The organism is Tritonibacter sp. AK171, from assembly GCF_030127025.1.
Classification (GTDB): domain Bacteria; phylum Pseudomonadota; class Alphaproteobacteria; order Rhodobacterales; family Rhodobacteraceae; genus Epibacterium; species Epibacterium mobile.
The window spans coordinates 1,041,497-1,056,640 of sequence record NZ_CP126134.1 but is presented as its reverse complement, the minus strand read 5'-3'; the positions used below and the strand labels follow the sequence as shown (position 1 = coordinate 1,056,640).

Annotated in this window: 15 protein-coding genes; 14 read left to right on the top strand and 1 reads right to left on the bottom strand. The window is 60.5% G+C overall.

Translation table 11 applies throughout. The features are described from left to right. Positions 1–43 precede the first annotated feature (43 nt). Positions 44–1,561: a replicative DNA helicase gene (locus QNI81_RS05045; RefSeq protein ID WP_005646628.1), complete on the top strand. Its 1,518-nt coding sequence runs from the start codon at positions 44–46 to the stop codon at positions 1,559–1,561. 201 nt (positions 1,562–1,762) lie between these two features. Here the strand turns inward: QNI81_RS05045 and QNI81_RS05040 are convergent, their stop codons facing one another. Next, positions 1,763–2,644 carry a hypothetical protein gene (locus tag QNI81_RS05040; RefSeq protein WP_283967573.1) on the bottom strand — a complete coding sequence of 294 codons (882 nt, stop codon included), beginning with the start codon at positions 2,642–2,644 and terminating at the stop codon, positions 1,763–1,765. A gap of 257 nt (positions 2,645–2,901) precedes the next feature. Between QNI81_RS05040 and alr the strand changes: the two genes are divergently transcribed. The 13 genes from alr (at position 2,902) to QNI81_RS04975 (ending at position 14,914) form a co-directional block, all read left to right on the top strand. Further along, positions 2,902–3,939: an alanine racemase gene (gene alr / locus QNI81_RS05035; protein ID WP_283967572.1), complete on the top strand. Its 1,038-nt coding sequence runs from the start codon at positions 2,902–2,904 to the stop codon at positions 3,937–3,939. Further along, positions 3,936–4,718: an MlaE family ABC transporter permease gene (locus QNI81_RS05030; RefSeq protein ID WP_126136774.1), complete on the top strand. Its 783-nt coding sequence runs from the start codon at positions 3,936–3,938 to the stop codon at positions 4,716–4,718. Before alr ends, QNI81_RS05030 begins: the two co-directional genes overlap by 4 nt. A gap of 8 nt (positions 4,719–4,726) precedes the next feature. Beyond that, on the top strand, positions 4,727–5,473 hold the full coding sequence (locus tag QNI81_RS05025) for an ABC transporter ATP-binding protein (RefSeq protein WP_283967864.1): 747 nt from the start codon (positions 4,727–4,729) through the stop codon (positions 5,471–5,473). After that, positions 5,470–5,829 carry a hypothetical protein gene (locus tag QNI81_RS05020; protein WP_283967571.1) on the top strand — a complete coding sequence of 120 codons (360 nt, stop codon included), beginning with the start codon at positions 5,470–5,472 and terminating at the stop codon, positions 5,827–5,829. Before QNI81_RS05025 ends, QNI81_RS05020 begins: the two co-directional genes overlap by 4 nt. Positions 5,830–5,881: 52 nt before the next feature. Next, entirely contained in the window at positions 5,882–6,340 is a 459-nt protein-coding gene (locus tag QNI81_RS05015) for a paraquat-inducible protein A (RefSeq protein WP_283967570.1), read from the top strand. Positions 6,341–6,605: 265 nt separating this feature from the next. After that, a protein-coding gene (locus tag QNI81_RS05010) for an IS3 family transposase (RefSeq protein ID WP_283967569.1) occupies positions 6,606–7,765 on the top strand; the annotation gives its coding sequence in 2 pieces (ribosomal slippage) (positions 6,606–6,855 and positions 6,855–7,765; 1,161 coding nt in all). A gap of 147 nt (positions 7,766–7,912) precedes the next feature. Then, entirely contained in the window at positions 7,913–9,277 is a 1,365-nt protein-coding gene (gene radA, locus QNI81_RS05005; RefSeq protein ID WP_283967568.1) for a DNA repair protein RadA, read from the top strand. A gap of 43 nt (positions 9,278–9,320) precedes the next feature. Beyond that, positions 9,321–9,875 (top strand): CvpA family protein, encoded by a 555-nt coding sequence (locus QNI81_RS05000; protein WP_005622538.1) that lies wholly within the window; start codon positions 9,321–9,323, stop codon positions 9,873–9,875. 409 nt (positions 9,876–10,284) lie between these two features. Then, positions 10,285–11,004, top strand: a complete 720-nt coding sequence (locus tag QNI81_RS04995) for a Hint domain-containing protein (RefSeq protein ID WP_165808358.1) — start codon at positions 10,285–10,287, stop codon at positions 11,002–11,004. 446 nt (positions 11,005–11,450) lie between these two features. Then, the gene (gene purF / locus QNI81_RS04990) at positions 11,451–12,971 is read left to right on the top strand and encodes an amidophosphoribosyltransferase (protein ID WP_009177099.1); all 1,521 of its coding nucleotides are present in this window, start codon (positions 11,451–11,453) and stop codon (positions 12,969–12,971) included. A 175-nt stretch (positions 12,972–13,146) separates the two neighbouring features. Continuing rightward, positions 13,147–13,710 (top strand): DUF2199 domain-containing protein, encoded by a 564-nt coding sequence (locus QNI81_RS04985; RefSeq protein ID WP_081285197.1) that lies wholly within the window; start codon positions 13,147–13,149, stop codon positions 13,708–13,710. Positions 13,711–13,901: 191 nt separating this feature from the next. After that, positions 13,902–14,159 carry a hypothetical protein gene (locus QNI81_RS04980; RefSeq protein ID WP_009176183.1) on the top strand — a complete coding sequence of 86 codons (258 nt, stop codon included), beginning with the start codon at positions 13,902–13,904 and terminating at the stop codon, positions 14,157–14,159. Positions 14,160–14,266: 107 nt separating this feature from the next. Continuing rightward, a complete protein-coding gene (locus QNI81_RS04975) occupies positions 14,267–14,914 on the top strand; it encodes an SDR family NAD(P)-dependent oxidoreductase (RefSeq protein WP_126136769.1) in 648 nt (215 codons plus the stop codon). The last annotated feature ends 230 nt before the right edge of the window (positions 14,915–15,144 follow it).

Genomic DNA, 15,144 nt, shown 5'->3' with positions numbered 1-15,144 from the left:
TCGAATCCAGCGTAGAACTCGGGCCTATCACAAGAGAGCAGACATGAACGAGATCACCTCATTTAACGGCGATCCACAGCCGCCCGCGTCACCGGACTCCAGCGGCTCGGCAGGTGAAGCACAGGCATCGGAATTGCCCCACTCCGTCGAGGCGGAACAGCAATTGCTGGGGGCAATTCTCACCAATAATGATGTCTACGACAAAGTCGCCTCGATCATTAACTCCTCGCATTTCTATGATCCCGTGCACGCCCGGATCTATGAGGTCGCAGCCGCCCGCATCTCAAAAAATGCGCTGGCCTCGCCGGTCACGCTCAAGGCCTTCATGGAAGACGATCAGGGCCTGCGCGAACTGGGAGGTCCCGCCTATCTGGCCAAGCTGGCCTCTGCGTCGATCTCGGCCTTTGCGGTGCGCGACTATGCGCAGATGATCTATGATCTGGCGATCCGGCGCGAGTTGATCGCCCTTGGTCAGACCATCGCCGAAAAGGCCCGCCGCGTCGATGTCGCCTCCGAACCCAAGGAACAGATCGTCGAGGCGGAACAGTCGCTCTACCAACTGGCCGAACAGGGCCAGACCGAACAGGGGTTCAAATCCTTCCTGCGCGCTGTCACCGAGGCGGTCAATGTCACCAACGAGGCCTACCAGCGCGGCGGTGGCATGGCCGGGATTTCCACCGGGCTTGACGATCTTGACAAACAACTCGGCGGTTTGCACCCCTCGGACCTGTTGATCCTCGCGGGACGTCCCTCGATGGGGAAAACCTCGCTCGCCACCAACATCGCCTTCAACGTGGCCAAGGCTTACAAGCGCGGGCTGAAACAGGACGGCAGCGAGGGCGCGGTGGACGGCGGCGTCGTCGGCTTCTTCTCGCTTGAGATGTCAGCCGAACAGCTGGCGGGCCGTATTCTGGCCGAAGCCTCCGAGATTTCCTCGCACAAGATCCGTCAGGGCGATATGACCGAAGAGGAGTTCCGCCGCTTCGTGCAGGCCGCCAAGGATCTGGAGAGCTGCCCGCTTTTTATCGACGACACCCCCGCGATCCCGATCTCGCAGCTTGCGGCGCGCGCGCGGCGCCTGAAACGGACCCACGGGCTCGATCTTCTGGTGATCGACTATCTGCAGCTTTGCCGCGGGATGTCCGACAACCGGGTGAACGAGATCGCCGAGATCTCCATGGGGATGAAGGCCATCGCCAAGGAATTGAACATCCCCGTGGTCGCTCTGTCGCAGCTGTCGCGTCAGGTGGAAAGCCGCGAGGACAAACGCCCGCAGCTGTCGGATCTCAGGGAATCGGGCTCGATCGAACAGGACGCCGATGTGGTGATGTTCGTGTTCCGCGAAGAATACTACAAGGAACGCGAAAAACCCGGCGATCACGAGCTCGACAAGATGGAAGAGTGGAAACAGGCGATGGAGCGTCTGCACGCCAAGGCCGAAGTCATCGTCGGCAAACAGCGTCACGGCCCCATCGGCACGGTGGAACTATCGTTCGAGGCGCAGTTCACCCGTTTTGGCAACCTTGCCAAATCCTGGCAGCAGCAGCCCGACGGCTACTAAGAAAAACTCAGACCTGCGGGGACACGCGCCCCGCCCTTTCACCTTTTATCAAATACCTACTGCGCGATCTCCGCTCGCAGCGCATCTCTGAATAACCGCTGCGGGTGCGTCTGGACAGCATGGCCCAGCGGCGCGGAGATCTCCAAGATCAAAGCGCGTCCGGCTGTGGTGGCGCGCTCACTGCGCTGATTCAGGTCACTTTTAATTGGCCGCAGCGTTGCCGAAGTACACCTCTGGGTCCACGAGCGTGCCATCTGTTGTGGCGACGTAGAACACGCCGTCTTTCACCTCGCCTATCTTGCCGTACTCGGAATGCGTGACCTCAAAGTCATTCAATGTGACGCGACCATCCTCGTCGAAGCTTGTCGAGGTTTCGGCCGTGATACCGAAGTCGCGGGTCAATTCAGACGCCCTCACGTTATACCACATTTCAGTGGCTTTCAGGTCGTGCGCCTGTTTTTCGTTATTCTTTCTAATATCTTCCGAAGACAACCTATCAATGATGTCACTAACCATGTCGGGTGGCGTGACGCGCGAGACATATACCACAGAGTGCCCGGGTGACGCCTCTTCAAGCGGAACTGCGATCTTGTTCCTCGAGTTATTCGCATCTCTCGCCGCTGTAATCATGTCACCCAAACGTTCAGCCGCAGCAGCAACAGCATCTTCACGGGTCTCATAGTGGCCCATACCCGGTTGCTGAGCTCTCGCCATAGCATCAGCCGTATACAGTCCCACAGACAGACGGTTCTTGTATCCGTTCTCTGCCTGAAAGGCATCGGATGCGGCCTGTCTGGCATAAGCCTCTGCGAATATTATGGCGCGCTGCGCTGGATCGGAGAACCGCCCGCCATAGGTGCCGCCTTCCTCAGGAATTCCAGCCCCTGCGCCCTCAAATGCCGGTGCCGCAGGTTCTCCCGCCCTTGCTGCAAGCGCAATCTTGCTGAGTGCAAATTTCAGGGCCTGATCGGCGACAGATGACGATGCCAGCGACGTTTTCGGTGCCTCTGTGCCATCCTGGCTTGCCCCTGCGGTTTTGAACAGGGCGAGCGTCTGTTCGCTCAAAGATTGATTAATATACATGGCGACCTCTCAATATCTCAAAGTCTTGAACCATTCTGGCCACGGCAGATTTAACAAATCATGCAGATCAAAACACGTATAGGTAGAATTGTGAATATCTTTAGTGAAAACCGCGATGGTAAAGCACGTAGAGCCAGTCCAGCGGGCGCGCGGTCGTGCCTCCTCTCGGCCCCTGAAGCAGCGCAATAGCCTGCCCAAAGCCACCCCCGATGCGGTTTCCCCCTTGACCCCGGTGGCCTCCATGTCATGAACGACGCATGAGCACGGCACGTTTAAAAATCAACCTGGATGCGTTGGCGATCAACTGGCGCAATCTGGATGCCAAGACCGGCTGCGAGACCGCAGCCGTGGTCAAGGCCAATGGCTATGGTCTGGAATCTGGTCGCGTCGGCAAGGCGCTGGCTCAGGCAGGCGCCCGCAACTTCTTTGTCGCCATCGCCGAAGAGGGCATCGCGCTCCGGCGCGCGCTGGGGCCCGGACCCGGGATTTCGGTCTTTTCCGGTCATATGGAGGGCGACGCAAAACTGTTGCGCGACTTCCAGCTGACACCGATGCTCAACTCGCTTGACCAAATGCTGCGCCATTTCGAGAGCCTTCCGGGACATCCCTTTGGCGTACAGCTCGACAGCGGCATGAACCGGCTCGGGATGGAGGCGGCCGAATGGATGGCGGTGCGCGACATTGCGCTGGATCAGAACCCGGTCCTCTTGATGTCGCATCTGGCCTGTGCCGATGAACCCGGCCACGGCATGAACCCCTATCAGCTCAAGAACTTCATCGAGATGACCGAGGGGCTGAACCTGCCCCGCTCGCTCGCCGCCACCGGCGGTCTGCTCTTGGGCCGCGACTATCACTTTGATCTCTGCCGTCCGGGCATCGGTCTTTATGGCGGTGCGCCCTACAGCGACGCGCTGCCGGTGGTCGAACTGGAGGTGCCGGTGATCCAGACCCGCGACCTCGCGCCGGGCGAAAGCGTGGGCTACGGCAACACCTGGATCGCGCAGCGCGACACCCGCATTGCCACCATTGCCGCCGGCTACGCCGACGGTCTGCACCGCGCCTTTCAGCGGCAGGGCATCATGGCCTATGCGGGTTCCACCCCCTGCCCCGTGGTGGGGCGGATCTCGATGGATCTGGTCACAGTTGACGTCACCGATCTGGACGAGGTGCCCCCCTATCTGAGCCTGATGAACGAGGCGCAGACGGTGGATGTGCTGGCCAACGCCGCTGACACCATCGGCTATGAGGTTCTGACCGCGCTCGGCAATCGCTATGCGAGGACCTATAGCGCATGACCCCCATCTCCGCCCTTGGGATGATCGGCCGCACCTCGCTGGGCCGCCTCGCGGCCCTCGGGCGGATCACCCGCTTTGCCGCCTCGACCTTCAGCCACATGCTGCGCCCGCCGTTCTATCCGCGCGAGCTGGCCAATGCGCTGCTTCAGGTCGGCTGGCTCAGCCTGCCTGTCGTTGCCCTGACCGCGATTTTCACCGGCGGTGCGCTGGCGCTGCAGATCTACGCCGGCGGCGCGCGCTTCAATGCCGAGGCCGTGGTGCCGCAGATCGTCGCCATCGGCATGGTGCGCGAGTTGGGCCCGGTTCTGGTGGGGCTGATGATCGCCGCGCGGGTAACGTCCTCCATTGCTGCCGAAATCGCCACGATGAAGGTGACAGAGCAGATCGACGCGCTGGTGACGCTCTCCACCAACCCGATGAAATACCTCGTCGCGCCGCGCGTGCTGGCGGCCCTGATCACCGTGCCGGTGCTGGTCGGCGTCGGTGACATCATCGGCATCATGGGCGGCTATGTGGTGGCCACCGAGACCCTGGATTTCAACGCCGCTGCCTATCTAAAAAACACCGTCGATTTCCTTGAGCTGCGCGATATCGTTTCCAGCCTGGTCAAGGGCGCAGCCTTCGGCACCATCGCCGCCCTCATGGGCTGCTACTACGGCATGCAGTCGGGCCGCGGCGCGCAGGGCGTGGGCCGCGCCACCAAAGGCTCGGTCGAGGCGGCCGCCGTGCTGATCCTCGCCGCCAACTTTGTGCTGACCGGGGTGTTCTTCTCGCTATGACCCATCCGATGATTGAAATGCGTCAGGTCGCCAAGGCCTTCGGCTCCAACGAAGTTCTGCGCGGTGTCGATTTGGAGGTCGCCAAGGGCTCCTCTCTGGTCATCATCGGCGGCTCCGGCACCGGAAAATCTGTGGCGCTGAAATGTGTGCTTGGCCTCATTGAGCCCGACACCGGCGAAATCCGCGTGGATGGCAAACCCGTGGGCCACGGCGACCGCGATGCCTTCCTTGCCCGCTTTGGCATGTTGTTTCAGGGCGCAGCACTGTTTGACAGCCTGCCGGTCTGGCAGAATGTGGCCTTTCGCCTGTTGCGTGGCCGCCTCGCCCGCCCCCGTGACGAGGCCCGCGAGATCGCCATCGAGAAACTCCGCCGTGTGGGTCTGAAGGCCGATGTCGCCGACCGCCTCCCCGCAGAGCTGTCCGGCGGGATGCAAAAACGCGTCGGCCTCGCCCGCGCCATTGCCGCCGACCCGGAGATCATCTTTTTCGACGAGCCCACCACCGGGCTCGATCCGATCATGTCCGGCGTCATCAACGACCTCATCCGCGAGATCGTGGTGGAGATGGGCGCCACCGCCATGACCATCACCCACGACATGACCTCCGTGCGTGCCATCGCCGACAATGTCGCCATGCTCCACGGCGGCAAGATCCGCTGGACGGGTCCTGTGGCAAAGATGGATCAGTCGGGCGACCCTTACGTGGAACAGTTCATCTCCGGCAGCGCGGAGGGGCCGATCGAGGCGGTGCGGTGAGCGCATTTGCACTGTTTGTCCTGTGCAGCCCGTTCATCGCAGCCGGCTGCACCATCTGGTTGGGCGTCAAACTCAGAAAACAGCGTACGCAAACCCGGTCTGGTACATCCCTTGTCCTTTTGCCATTTGCTGCGTTTTTCTTCTTCGTGCTCTTGTTTGCTGCGCTTTCCTTCAGCCCTGATGTCAGGCAGGTCCTCACGTGGCATATACACGCGATCCCGTTTGCACTGTTTCTTGCAACCGAAGTCATTACCTTTCGCCTTGCCATTCTTGGCCCCTATCGCACGCATGCAATTTGCAGCCTCTTCCTCTGCGGCGTTGCAGGCTACCTCATTTTTGGATCCATCTTCATCTAGGACGTTTTCACATCTAGCTTTGTGAAAACCCGAACATTAGGGACACTCCCATTTGCCCCTCCTTCGCCTCGCCAACCTCGCCCTGCTGATCCTTTACCCCGTCGCGTGGTTTGCGCCCTTGTTGCGAGCGGGCCTGCTGCCGATCTTCGGCCTGTCGGAAATCTCCGTCCTCACCGGCCTTCAGAGTCTTTGGGACAGTGACATCGTGCTGGCGCTGGTGGTCACCGCATTTGCGCTCTTTGCCCCCTACCTCAAGACTATCGGCCTCGCCTTGGTGCAGTTCCGCCTGCTGGATGCGCGCAGCCTGCCTGTACTGAATATCCTCGGCAAGCTTGCGATGGCGGATGTCTTCCTGATTGCGCTCTATATCACCCTGGCAAAAAGCATCAGCTACGCCACGATCGAGGTGGCCTGGGGGATGTATCTCTTCACCGCCTGCATCCTTGCCTCCATCATTCTGTCGTTTCTGACGGACCGCCAGATCAAACGTGAGTCGGCGGCGGGTCAATGACGGCCCAGCGGGCCGCCGCGCCCCGCGCGGTCGGAGATCATTGAGGCGCAGGCGACTCGCATTCAGGCTGGACAGGGCGCGTTCAGGGCAGACCTGCCCCTGAGCCGCTTCTCAGCAGCCCCTTCGCGCCGCGCCAGCGGCGCGCGACCCAACAGGAGGAGATCATCTGTGATGATCGTGCGACTGGCGGGAGCCCCGATGACCTGCCCCCCGCGAAATCCCTCACCATGATGTAGAGTCTGCCCAACCCTTAAGGAGCAGACGAATGCGGAAGAGCCGTTTTACCGAGGCGCAGATCATCGGGATGATCAAGGAGCAAGAGGCAGGCATACCAACGACGGAGGTGTGCCGCAGGCACGGGCTCAGCCCTGCAACGTTCTACAAGCTGAAGTCCAAGTACGGCGGCATGGAGGTGTCGGAGGCCGCGAGGCTGAAGGCGCTGGAGGACGAGAACGCCAAGCTGAAGCGGTTGCTGGCCGATACGATGCTGGACAATGTGGTTCTGAAGGATCTTCTGGGAAAGAACTGACGACGCTGACCAAGCGGCGAGAGGCAGCGCTCAGGGCGATGCGGGATCACGGCATCTCGCAGCGCCGGGCCTGCCGGCTTGTCGGTGTCGACCCAAAGACAGTCCGGCGCGAACGCCCGCCGGACTGCCCTGAGATCCGCAATGAGATGCAGCAGATCGCCGGAAAGCGGCGCCGGTTCGGCTACCGCCGGATTGGCGTGTTGCTTGAGCGCAAGGGCATGAGAATGAACCACAAAAAACTGTATCGGCTCTACCGGGAAGAAGGGCTGTCAGTGAAGCGGCGGCGCGGCCGCAAGCGGTCCCGTGGAACGCGCTCCCCGATGCCGGAGGCTGCGTGTCCCAATGCGCGCTGGTCTCTGGACTTCCTGGCTGACAGCTTCGGGGCATCCCGGAAATTCCGCATCCTGGCAGTGATAGACGATTGCAGCCGCGAAAACCTGTGCCTGATTGCTGACACCAGCATCTCCGGCGCGCGTGTTGCGCGTGAGCTGGATGCGCTGGTGCGGATCTACGGTAAACCCGGATGCATAGTCAGCGACAACGGGACAGAGTTCACGAGCCGGGCCATTCTGAGGTGGGCCGATCAGAACGCAATTCCGTGGCACTATATCGACCCAGGGAAGCCGCAGCAGAACGCCTTTATCGAGTCATTCAACGGCAGCCTGCGCGACGAACTGCTGAACGAGGAGATATTTGACACCCTGGACGACGCCCGCCGGAAGCTGGCGCTCTGGCGTTACGATTACAACACCGTCAGGCCGCACTCATCGCTCGGGAACAAAACACCGGCCGAAGCGCGCCGGACGCTTGAGCAATTTGAGGGCTCCGCGCCCGGCGCGCTTGCCAAGCCCGAAACCGACGACTACCAAAATCAAACCCGCAGACTCTCGTCATGAACGAGGGACCAGTGGGGGGCAGGTCACCACCTATGCGGGAAAAGGGGGCGCTGCCCCGGCCCTGATGGGCCTCCCCCGGGATATTTGTGGTTAGAAGACAACAAAGCCGCACTTGAACAAACCGGAAACATCTGCCACTGATCGCCCATGGCAAAGACAACATTCTCCTGCTCCGCCTGCGGAGCCTCCTTCTCCAAATGGTCCGGTCGCTGCGAAGGTTGCGGCGAATGGAACACCATTTCCGAGGACAAGGGCCTCACCTCTGCCGGTCCGGCCAAGAAATCACTGGGGGCCATGCGCGGCAAGCGGCTGGTGCTGAGCGATCTGGCGACGCAAGAAACACCACCGCCGCGCACATTATGTGGGGTCGCCGAACTCGACCGTGTGCTTGGTGGCGGTTTGGTGGAGGCTTCCGCGATCCTTGTGGGGGGCGATCCCGGTATCGGTAAATCGACGCTCTTGTTGCAGGCAGCGGCGCAGTTTGCCCATGCGGGGCTGAAGACGGTCTATGTCTCCGGCGAGGAAGCCTCTGCGCAGGTGCGGATGCGGGCGCAACGGCTGGGGCTGGAGCAGGCTCCGGTCAAGCTCGCGGCTGAAACAAATCTGCGCGATATCCTGACCACGCTGGAGGCGGAAAAGCCGCAACTGGCCATTATCGATTCCATCCAGACCATGTGGGCCGACAACGTCGACAGCGCGCCGGGATCCGTCAGCCAGGTGCGCGCCGCCGCGCATGAGCTGACCACATTCGCCAAAACCAACGGCATCAGCATCATCATGGTGGGCCATGTCACCAAGGAAGGCCAGATCGCAGGCCCCCGCGTGGTGGAGCATATGGTCGACACGGTGCTCTATTTCGAGGGCGAGCGCGGCCATCAGTTCCGCATCCTGCGCGCGGTCAAGAACCGCTTTGGCCCCGCCGACGAGATTGGCGTCTTTGAGATGACCGGTGGCGGGCTGGCACAGGTCCTCAACCCCTCGGCATTGTTTCTGTCGGAACGCGGTCAGCCCTCGCCCGGGTCGGTGGTCTTTGCCGGCATCGAAGGCACCCGCCCGGTGCTGGTGGAGATGCAGGCGCTGGTCGCGCCCTCGCCCCATTCGCAGCCGCGCCGTGCGGTCGTTGGCTGGGACAGCTCGCGCCTTGCGATGATCCTCGCGGTGCTGGAGGCGCGCTGCGGCATCCCCTTTGCCGGGCTTGATGTCTATCTGAACGTCGCAGGCGGTATGAAAATCTCCGAACCCGCAGCCGATCTGGCGGTCGCCGCCGCGCTCCTGAGTGCCCGAGAAGACACAGCTCTTCCAGCGGATACGGCAATATTTGGCGAAATATCCCTCTCCGGGGCGCTCAGACCTGCCCCTCAGACCGAAAACCGGTTGAAAGAAGCGCAAAAACTTGGTTTCACGGCAGCGATCGCTCCGAGCGGTGGCAAAACTGTATCTGTCCCCGGCCTGACCCTGCGCCCGGCCGCCGACCTCACAGGATTTGTTGGCGAATATTTCGGAGCAGGCTAAAAGGCCACTCAATAGAGATTTCGCGGGCAAACAGGCGAGGGACATGGAAGGTTTCACCATTATCGACGGCGCAGTAGCGCTGGTTATCGTTGTATCGGCGCTTCTTGCCTATGCACGCGGCTTTGTCCGCGAAGTCATGGCTATCATCGGCTGGGTTGCCGCTGGTGTGCTGGCCTATATGTTCGCGCCGCAGGCCGAACCTCTGATGGCAGAGATTCCGGTGGTGGGCGACTTTATCGCCGACAGTTGCGAATTGTCGCTGATCGCCGCGTTCTTTGCGGTCTTTGCCATTGCATTGATCGTGGTCTCGTTCTTCACGCCTCTCATGGCGGGATTGGTACAGCGCTCTGCACTGGGCGGGCTTGATCAGGGGGCTGGGTTCTTCTTTGGGGTGCTGCGCGGCATCCTGCTCGTGGTGATTGGCTTCTTTGTCTATAACGTCGTGATGACCGGGCAGAGCTTCACCATGGTGGATGAGAGCCGCTCGGCCGCAGTGTTCAACCAAGTGATCGGCAAGGTCGAAGAGCAAAACCCCGAACAAGCGCTTGGCTGGGTGACTCAAAAGTACGAAGACCTGATCTCTTCCTGCGAAGGCTGAGAGACGTCACATTGACATATCTAAAGGGCGTCCATTTTGGGCGCCCTTTTTACATTCCCAAACAAGAATAAACCAAACCCGTGTTTCGCTGAGATCTGTTCACAGAGTTATCCTCAGCCTCCGCAAAGTGGTTAACGCGAAACCAGCAATAATTAACCTTCTGTTAACAAAGAAGAATCGATTCTAAACATCTGCCCAACGCAGGCGGAATCCGTCTCTAGGTGTTAACAAGTCCTTAATTACCCCCAGATCCGGCGTTAACCTTTGGGTTGTATCGTGTTTTTCCGGTCCCAAATGCGCTCTGGTACCGAAACTGTCCCAAGCCTGCCCCATTCTTGTCCCAATTCAGGGGCCAATTGAGATCAACGAAGGCAAAAAGCCTCGGCGCTCTCAGAAGGGACATTTGGACATGCTGTTGGATCACACCACCGCGTTTACAGACTATCAGCCGGTTGACCTGCTTCTGGACCTGCGTTCGGATGACGCAGAAGGTCTTAGCGCGTCCCGCCTGCGCCCCCAGCAGGGCGGTGTTTTGCCCGGCACCCTCATCGAGACAGAGTTTGGTTTCAAACAGGCCCGTACCCTGCGCCCCGGTGACATGGTGCAGACCTTTGACGGCGGCCTGCGTGAAGTGGTCAACATCCGTCACTCCGTTCCGCGCCTCACCGCCATGGTGCATGTACCGGCGGGCGCTCTGGGCAACGACGCCGCACTCGATCTTCCCTCCGATGCCATTGTCGCAATCGAAGGCGATCTGGCGCTGGAGCTTTTCGACCTGCCGGTCGTGACCGCAAAGCTCGTCGCGCTGATTGGCCATAACGGGATCAGCACCGCCCTGCCCCAACGTATCGCCCGCATCCACATCGATTGCACCGAAGAAGAATTGCTCTGGAGCGAAGGCGGTCTGGTCCTGAACGCAGGCGCATCTGACGATGATGGGTTCTACAGTGTCCTGAGCCTCTCCGAGACCCGGATGATTGTCGAAGCTGGTCGCGAATCCGCCACCGAACAGAACGCTGCCGCCGAGATTGACGAAGACGCAGAAGATGCGCGTTTCTTTGGCCTCGACGCAATGCCTGCACCGGCCTTTGATCCCATCGATCTGCTGTTTGGCCGCTACGCAGCCTGAAACCTAAACCTATCCAGATCGCTCTGCGCTGACATCTGACGACGATCCAGCGCCGCGCAATTCAGCCTGTGCGGGAAATCCCGCCCCGATCCGGCCCGACATTGTGATCCTTTGATGACATTGCCTGTCAGACAGCCTATGTGAGGGCCGTCACTGTTAGACAGGATTCGGAGCCAAAGCCCCTGTGTTGATCCAGTACTCAGCCGACCTGCGCAGTCGCTCTCGCGCTGCAGGTTCTGCCCCTCTCGCACCCCGCAGCCGCAGTGTGGCCCGCGCCATCGCAGCGCTGCACCGCAAAGGCTCCGCCTACCCGTTCACGAGAAATCCCCTATATCTTGGCCCAACATATGCTGTTGTGGCCTCCGTTCCCGGCGCTCGCGCCGCGACACCTCACGTCTCGGCCTTCGGGCTGTAAGCCACTCGAACGATTATATTGGAGCCTCGCCATGTGCGGTATCTTGGGCATCGCAAGCAGAAACCACCAAGTGTTTGCGGAACTCTATGACGGGCTGCTGATGCTGCAGCATCGCGGTCAGGATGCGTCAGGCATCGTCACCTACGGCGACGGGTTCTTTCGCGAACGCAAAGCCAATGGCCTTGTGAAGGATGTCTTCGGCGCAAAAGATGCCGACACCCTGCAGGGCTGCATCGGCATGGGCCATGTGCGCTACCCGACTGCCGGGTCGCTTTCGGCCGCCGAGGCGCAGCCGTTCTTTGTGAACGCGCCCTATGGCATCTATCTTGTTCACAACGGCAACATCACCAATACCGAAGAGCAGCGCGCCAAGGTCACCGGCAAATACAGCCGCCACCTGCGCACCACCTCGGATTCCGAAATCATGCTCAACGTGCTGGCAGATAAGGTTGCCGATGCCATCAAGGTCAACGGCAACGCCGATCCCATCCGCAACATCTTTGCCGGTGTGAAGATGACGATGGAGCGCGTGCAGGGGGCCTATTCGGTCATCTGCCTGATTGCCGGTGTCGGCATGCTGGCCTTCCGCGACCCGCACGGCATCCGTCCGCTGTCGGTGGCCAAACGCGACGCCGAAGGAAACGGTGACGATTATGCCTTTGCCTCAGAGGATGTGGCCTTTGGCATCAACGGGTTTGAAAAGCTGCGCGACCTGAAACCCGGCGAGGCCATCTTGATTGATCTCGACGGCAACAAACATGAGTTTCAGGCGGTCGAGGGCAAGCTGACGCCCTGCATCTTTGAATATGTCTACCTCGCACGTCCCGACAGCCTGCTCGATGGGATCTCGGTTTACAAAACCCAGATCCGCATGGGGCAGACGCTTGCAAAACAGATCGAAGCCTCGGGTCTCGACATCGACGCGATCATCCCTGTGCCCGACAGCGCACGCCCCGTGGCATTGGAAGTCGCCAATATCACTGGCATCCGCTACCGCGAGGCATTGGTCAAAAACCGCTATGTTGGCCGCACCTTTATTATGCCCGGTCAGGAAGAGCGGCAAAAATCCGTGCGTCGCAAGCTGAACGCGATCCCACGCGAGATGCAGGACCGCAACATCCTGCTGATTGATGACTCGATCGTGCGCGGCAACACCATCAAGAAAATCGTGCAGATGTGTCGCGAAGCGGGCGCTAAGAAAGTCTATATCGCCTCCGCCTCGCCGCCGGTGAAATACCCTAATGTCTACGGCATCGACATGCCCACCAAACATGAGCTGATCGCAAATGGCCGCTCCATCGAGGAGATTCGCGAGGAACTGGGCGCGGATGAGCTGTTCTATCAAAACCTGGAAGACCTGATCTGGGCCGCGCAGGGTGGCAATCCGGATATCGACACCTTTGACTGTTCTTGCTTTGACGGCAAATATGTCACCGGCTCCGTGAGCGAGGATTACCTCAACACGCTGGAAAGCAGCAGCCGCGTCAGCAAGAAAATCAAAGACATGCCCGACGCTGGCACCTCTTGGAACGGCGCAACGCTGGCGACCTGAGGTCAAACCGCAAGCTCCGTCGCGGCACCTGCGGAGATGCGCTCTGTCTGAGCGTGCTTTGGCACAGCGATTGCATGTCCGCGCTAACAGGCGTATGGGGCCTCATAAATCCCGATGGCGCTGATCCCGACAGATCAGCGCCATTCTCTATTTGACTTTCGAAAGGGGCGCTTTCTTGGACGCGCATCTCGCCCGCATGCTGAGTTCTTCTCGTCAGTGCCGCTGTTGCGGCGCGACGTTTGCTCAGCTTCTCAGCCTCTCCTGCGACCGACCGGACATCGTGCCGGGCGATCTGGAGGTGCAGGACAACACAGCCGTGTTTGCGACCAATGGCGATGTGCTAACCGAGGATTTCTGCCGTTTTGGCAGCCTGCGCTTCTTGCGTGCGGTATTGGCGATCCCGCTGGCAGATTCGCGTGGCGAGGAGTTCATTCTTGGCACATGGGCCGGTGTCAGCGAGGAGGTCTTTATGGAGTATCTCGACCTCTTTGAATTGCGCGAAACCGAAAGCATGGGCTCGCGCCCCGCATGGCTCTCAAACCAGATCCCGCCAGACAGCAGTGGCCCGCTTGCTTGCATGTTGCACATGCGTCCCGATGGCCAATATCCGGAGCTTCAGGTGTCTGAGGTCAATCATGACCTTGCCCGCATGCAGGAACTTGGCCTTGATCTCGAAGAACTGCTGATCTTTTTACATGCCTACGGGCATGATCTCGCCTCGCTGGTCTACGACGCCTGACCCTCCGGCAGCAGTTCGCGCATTTGCCCACGCCGTGTCGGCTGCCCCCCGCTTAGTCGGGCACACCCCGCTTTTGCTTTGTGATCGTCGCTGATAGCAGCGGCTCAGAACCATTTGATCACCACTCACAGCTGACACATCGCGCGCTTGGGATTGCAATTTCCGCACCCAAGCGCGTCACCGGACCCTGAATGGCTAACTCACAAACCGCCACCGCCGAAGCGCTCGCCACCTCAAAGGGCGCGCTTCCAAACCGCAATCTCTCACTGATCGGTCTCTTTGGATCTGAAAACAACATGCAGGCACTGGTGCGTTATGCCTCCGGACGTATCGAGACCGTCAAAACCGGTGAACGCCTCAGCCTTGGCCGCATTGTCGCAATCGACCAAAACGGTCTATTGATCGAGCGGCGCGGCGAAGTGGGCCGCCTGCCGATCCTCACCAACTGAAGGCCGCCATGCGATATCCGCCGCACAAAGGCGCATCTCGTCGCAGGGCGATAGGAGGATCATCACGGGGCTTGACCCCGGAGCGACCTCACCGCATGTAAGCGGCCATGACCGATAAACTCGCCCTCATCACCGGGGCCTCGCGGGGCCTTGGCGCCGCCTTGGCCGAAGCGCTTGCGCCCACGCATCATATCATCGCCGTCGCCCGGACAACGGGCGCGCTGGAAGAGCTCGACGACCGGATCAAAGCCGCTGGCGGCTCGGCGACACTTGCCCCCATGGACATCACCGTCCCCGAGGCAATGGCGACCCTATGCCGTGGTATTTTTGATCGCTGGGGCAAACTCGATCTGTGGCTCCACTGCGCAATCCACGCAGCACCGCTCAGCCCTGCACATCACGTGGCCCCAAAGGACTGGCAAAAGTCCCTCACCATCAACGCGACAGCCACCTCTGTGCTGATCCCCTATGTAGCACCCTTGCTGGGCCAGACAGGCAAGGCGGTCTTCTTTGACGACCCCCGCGCGGGCGAAAAATTCTTTGGCGCCTATGGTGCGACCAAAGCGGCGCAAATCTCCCTTGCCCGCAGCTGGCAGCAGGAAACGGCCCGCACCGGCCCAAAGGTCAAACTGCTGACACCGCCCGCCATGCCCACGGCTCTGCGCGCCCGTTTCTTTCCGGGCGAAGACCGCGAGACCCTGACCTCTCCAGCGCAGGCCGCAGCCACACTGCTGCCCGACATTCTGGCAGACTGAGCCCCGCCCTCTTCTAACAAAAAATATCCCGGGGTCCGGGGCAGCGCCCCGGCTCTGCCCCAGAGCCTTGGTCATTCCGGGCGATTTGGCCACACCAGCACCGCCGCACAGCTGAAAATGCGGGCAAAAACCTTGCCCTGTGCCGCCCTGCCGCCTATTCAAGGGCGCAGTCGCGGCCCCCATCTATTGGGTTCGCGCAGACAAAAAACGTGAATAATCCGCAGATATGC

Coding starts and splice junctions, on each gene's coding strand:
- QNI81_RS05045 (WP_005646628.1), top strand. CDS start 44: ATGAACGAGATCACCTCATTTAACGGCGATCCACAGCCGCCCGCGTCA.
- QNI81_RS04995 (WP_165808358.1), top strand. CDS start 10,285: ATGCTGTTGGATCACACCACCGCGTTTACAGACTATCAGCCGGTTGAC.
- alr (WP_283967572.1), top strand. CDS start 2,902: ATGAGCACGGCACGTTTAAAAATCAACCTGGATGCGTTGGCGATCAAC.
- QNI81_RS05025 (WP_283967864.1), top strand. CDS start 4,727: ATGATTGAAATGCGTCAGGTCGCCAAGGCCTTCGGCTCCAACGAAGTT.
- QNI81_RS04980 (WP_009176183.1), top strand. CDS start 13,902: ATGGCTAACTCACAAACCGCCACCGCCGAAGCGCTCGCCACCTCAAAG.
- radA (WP_283967568.1), top strand. CDS start 7,913: ATGGCAAAGACAACATTCTCCTGCTCCGCCTGCGGAGCCTCCTTCTCC.
- QNI81_RS05030 (WP_126136774.1), top strand. CDS start 3,936: ATGACCCCCATCTCCGCCCTTGGGATGATCGGCCGCACCTCGCTGGGC.
- purF (WP_009177099.1), top strand. CDS start 11,451: ATGTGCGGTATCTTGGGCATCGCAAGCAGAAACCACCAAGTGTTTGCG.
- QNI81_RS05040 (WP_283967573.1), bottom strand. CDS start 2,644: ATGTATATTAATCAATCTTTGAGCGAACAGACGCTCGCCCTGTTCAAA.
- QNI81_RS05000 (WP_005622538.1), top strand. CDS start 9,321: ATGGAAGGTTTCACCATTATCGACGGCGCAGTAGCGCTGGTTATCGTT.
- QNI81_RS04975 (WP_126136769.1), top strand. CDS start 14,267: ATGACCGATAAACTCGCCCTCATCACCGGGGCCTCGCGGGGCCTTGGC.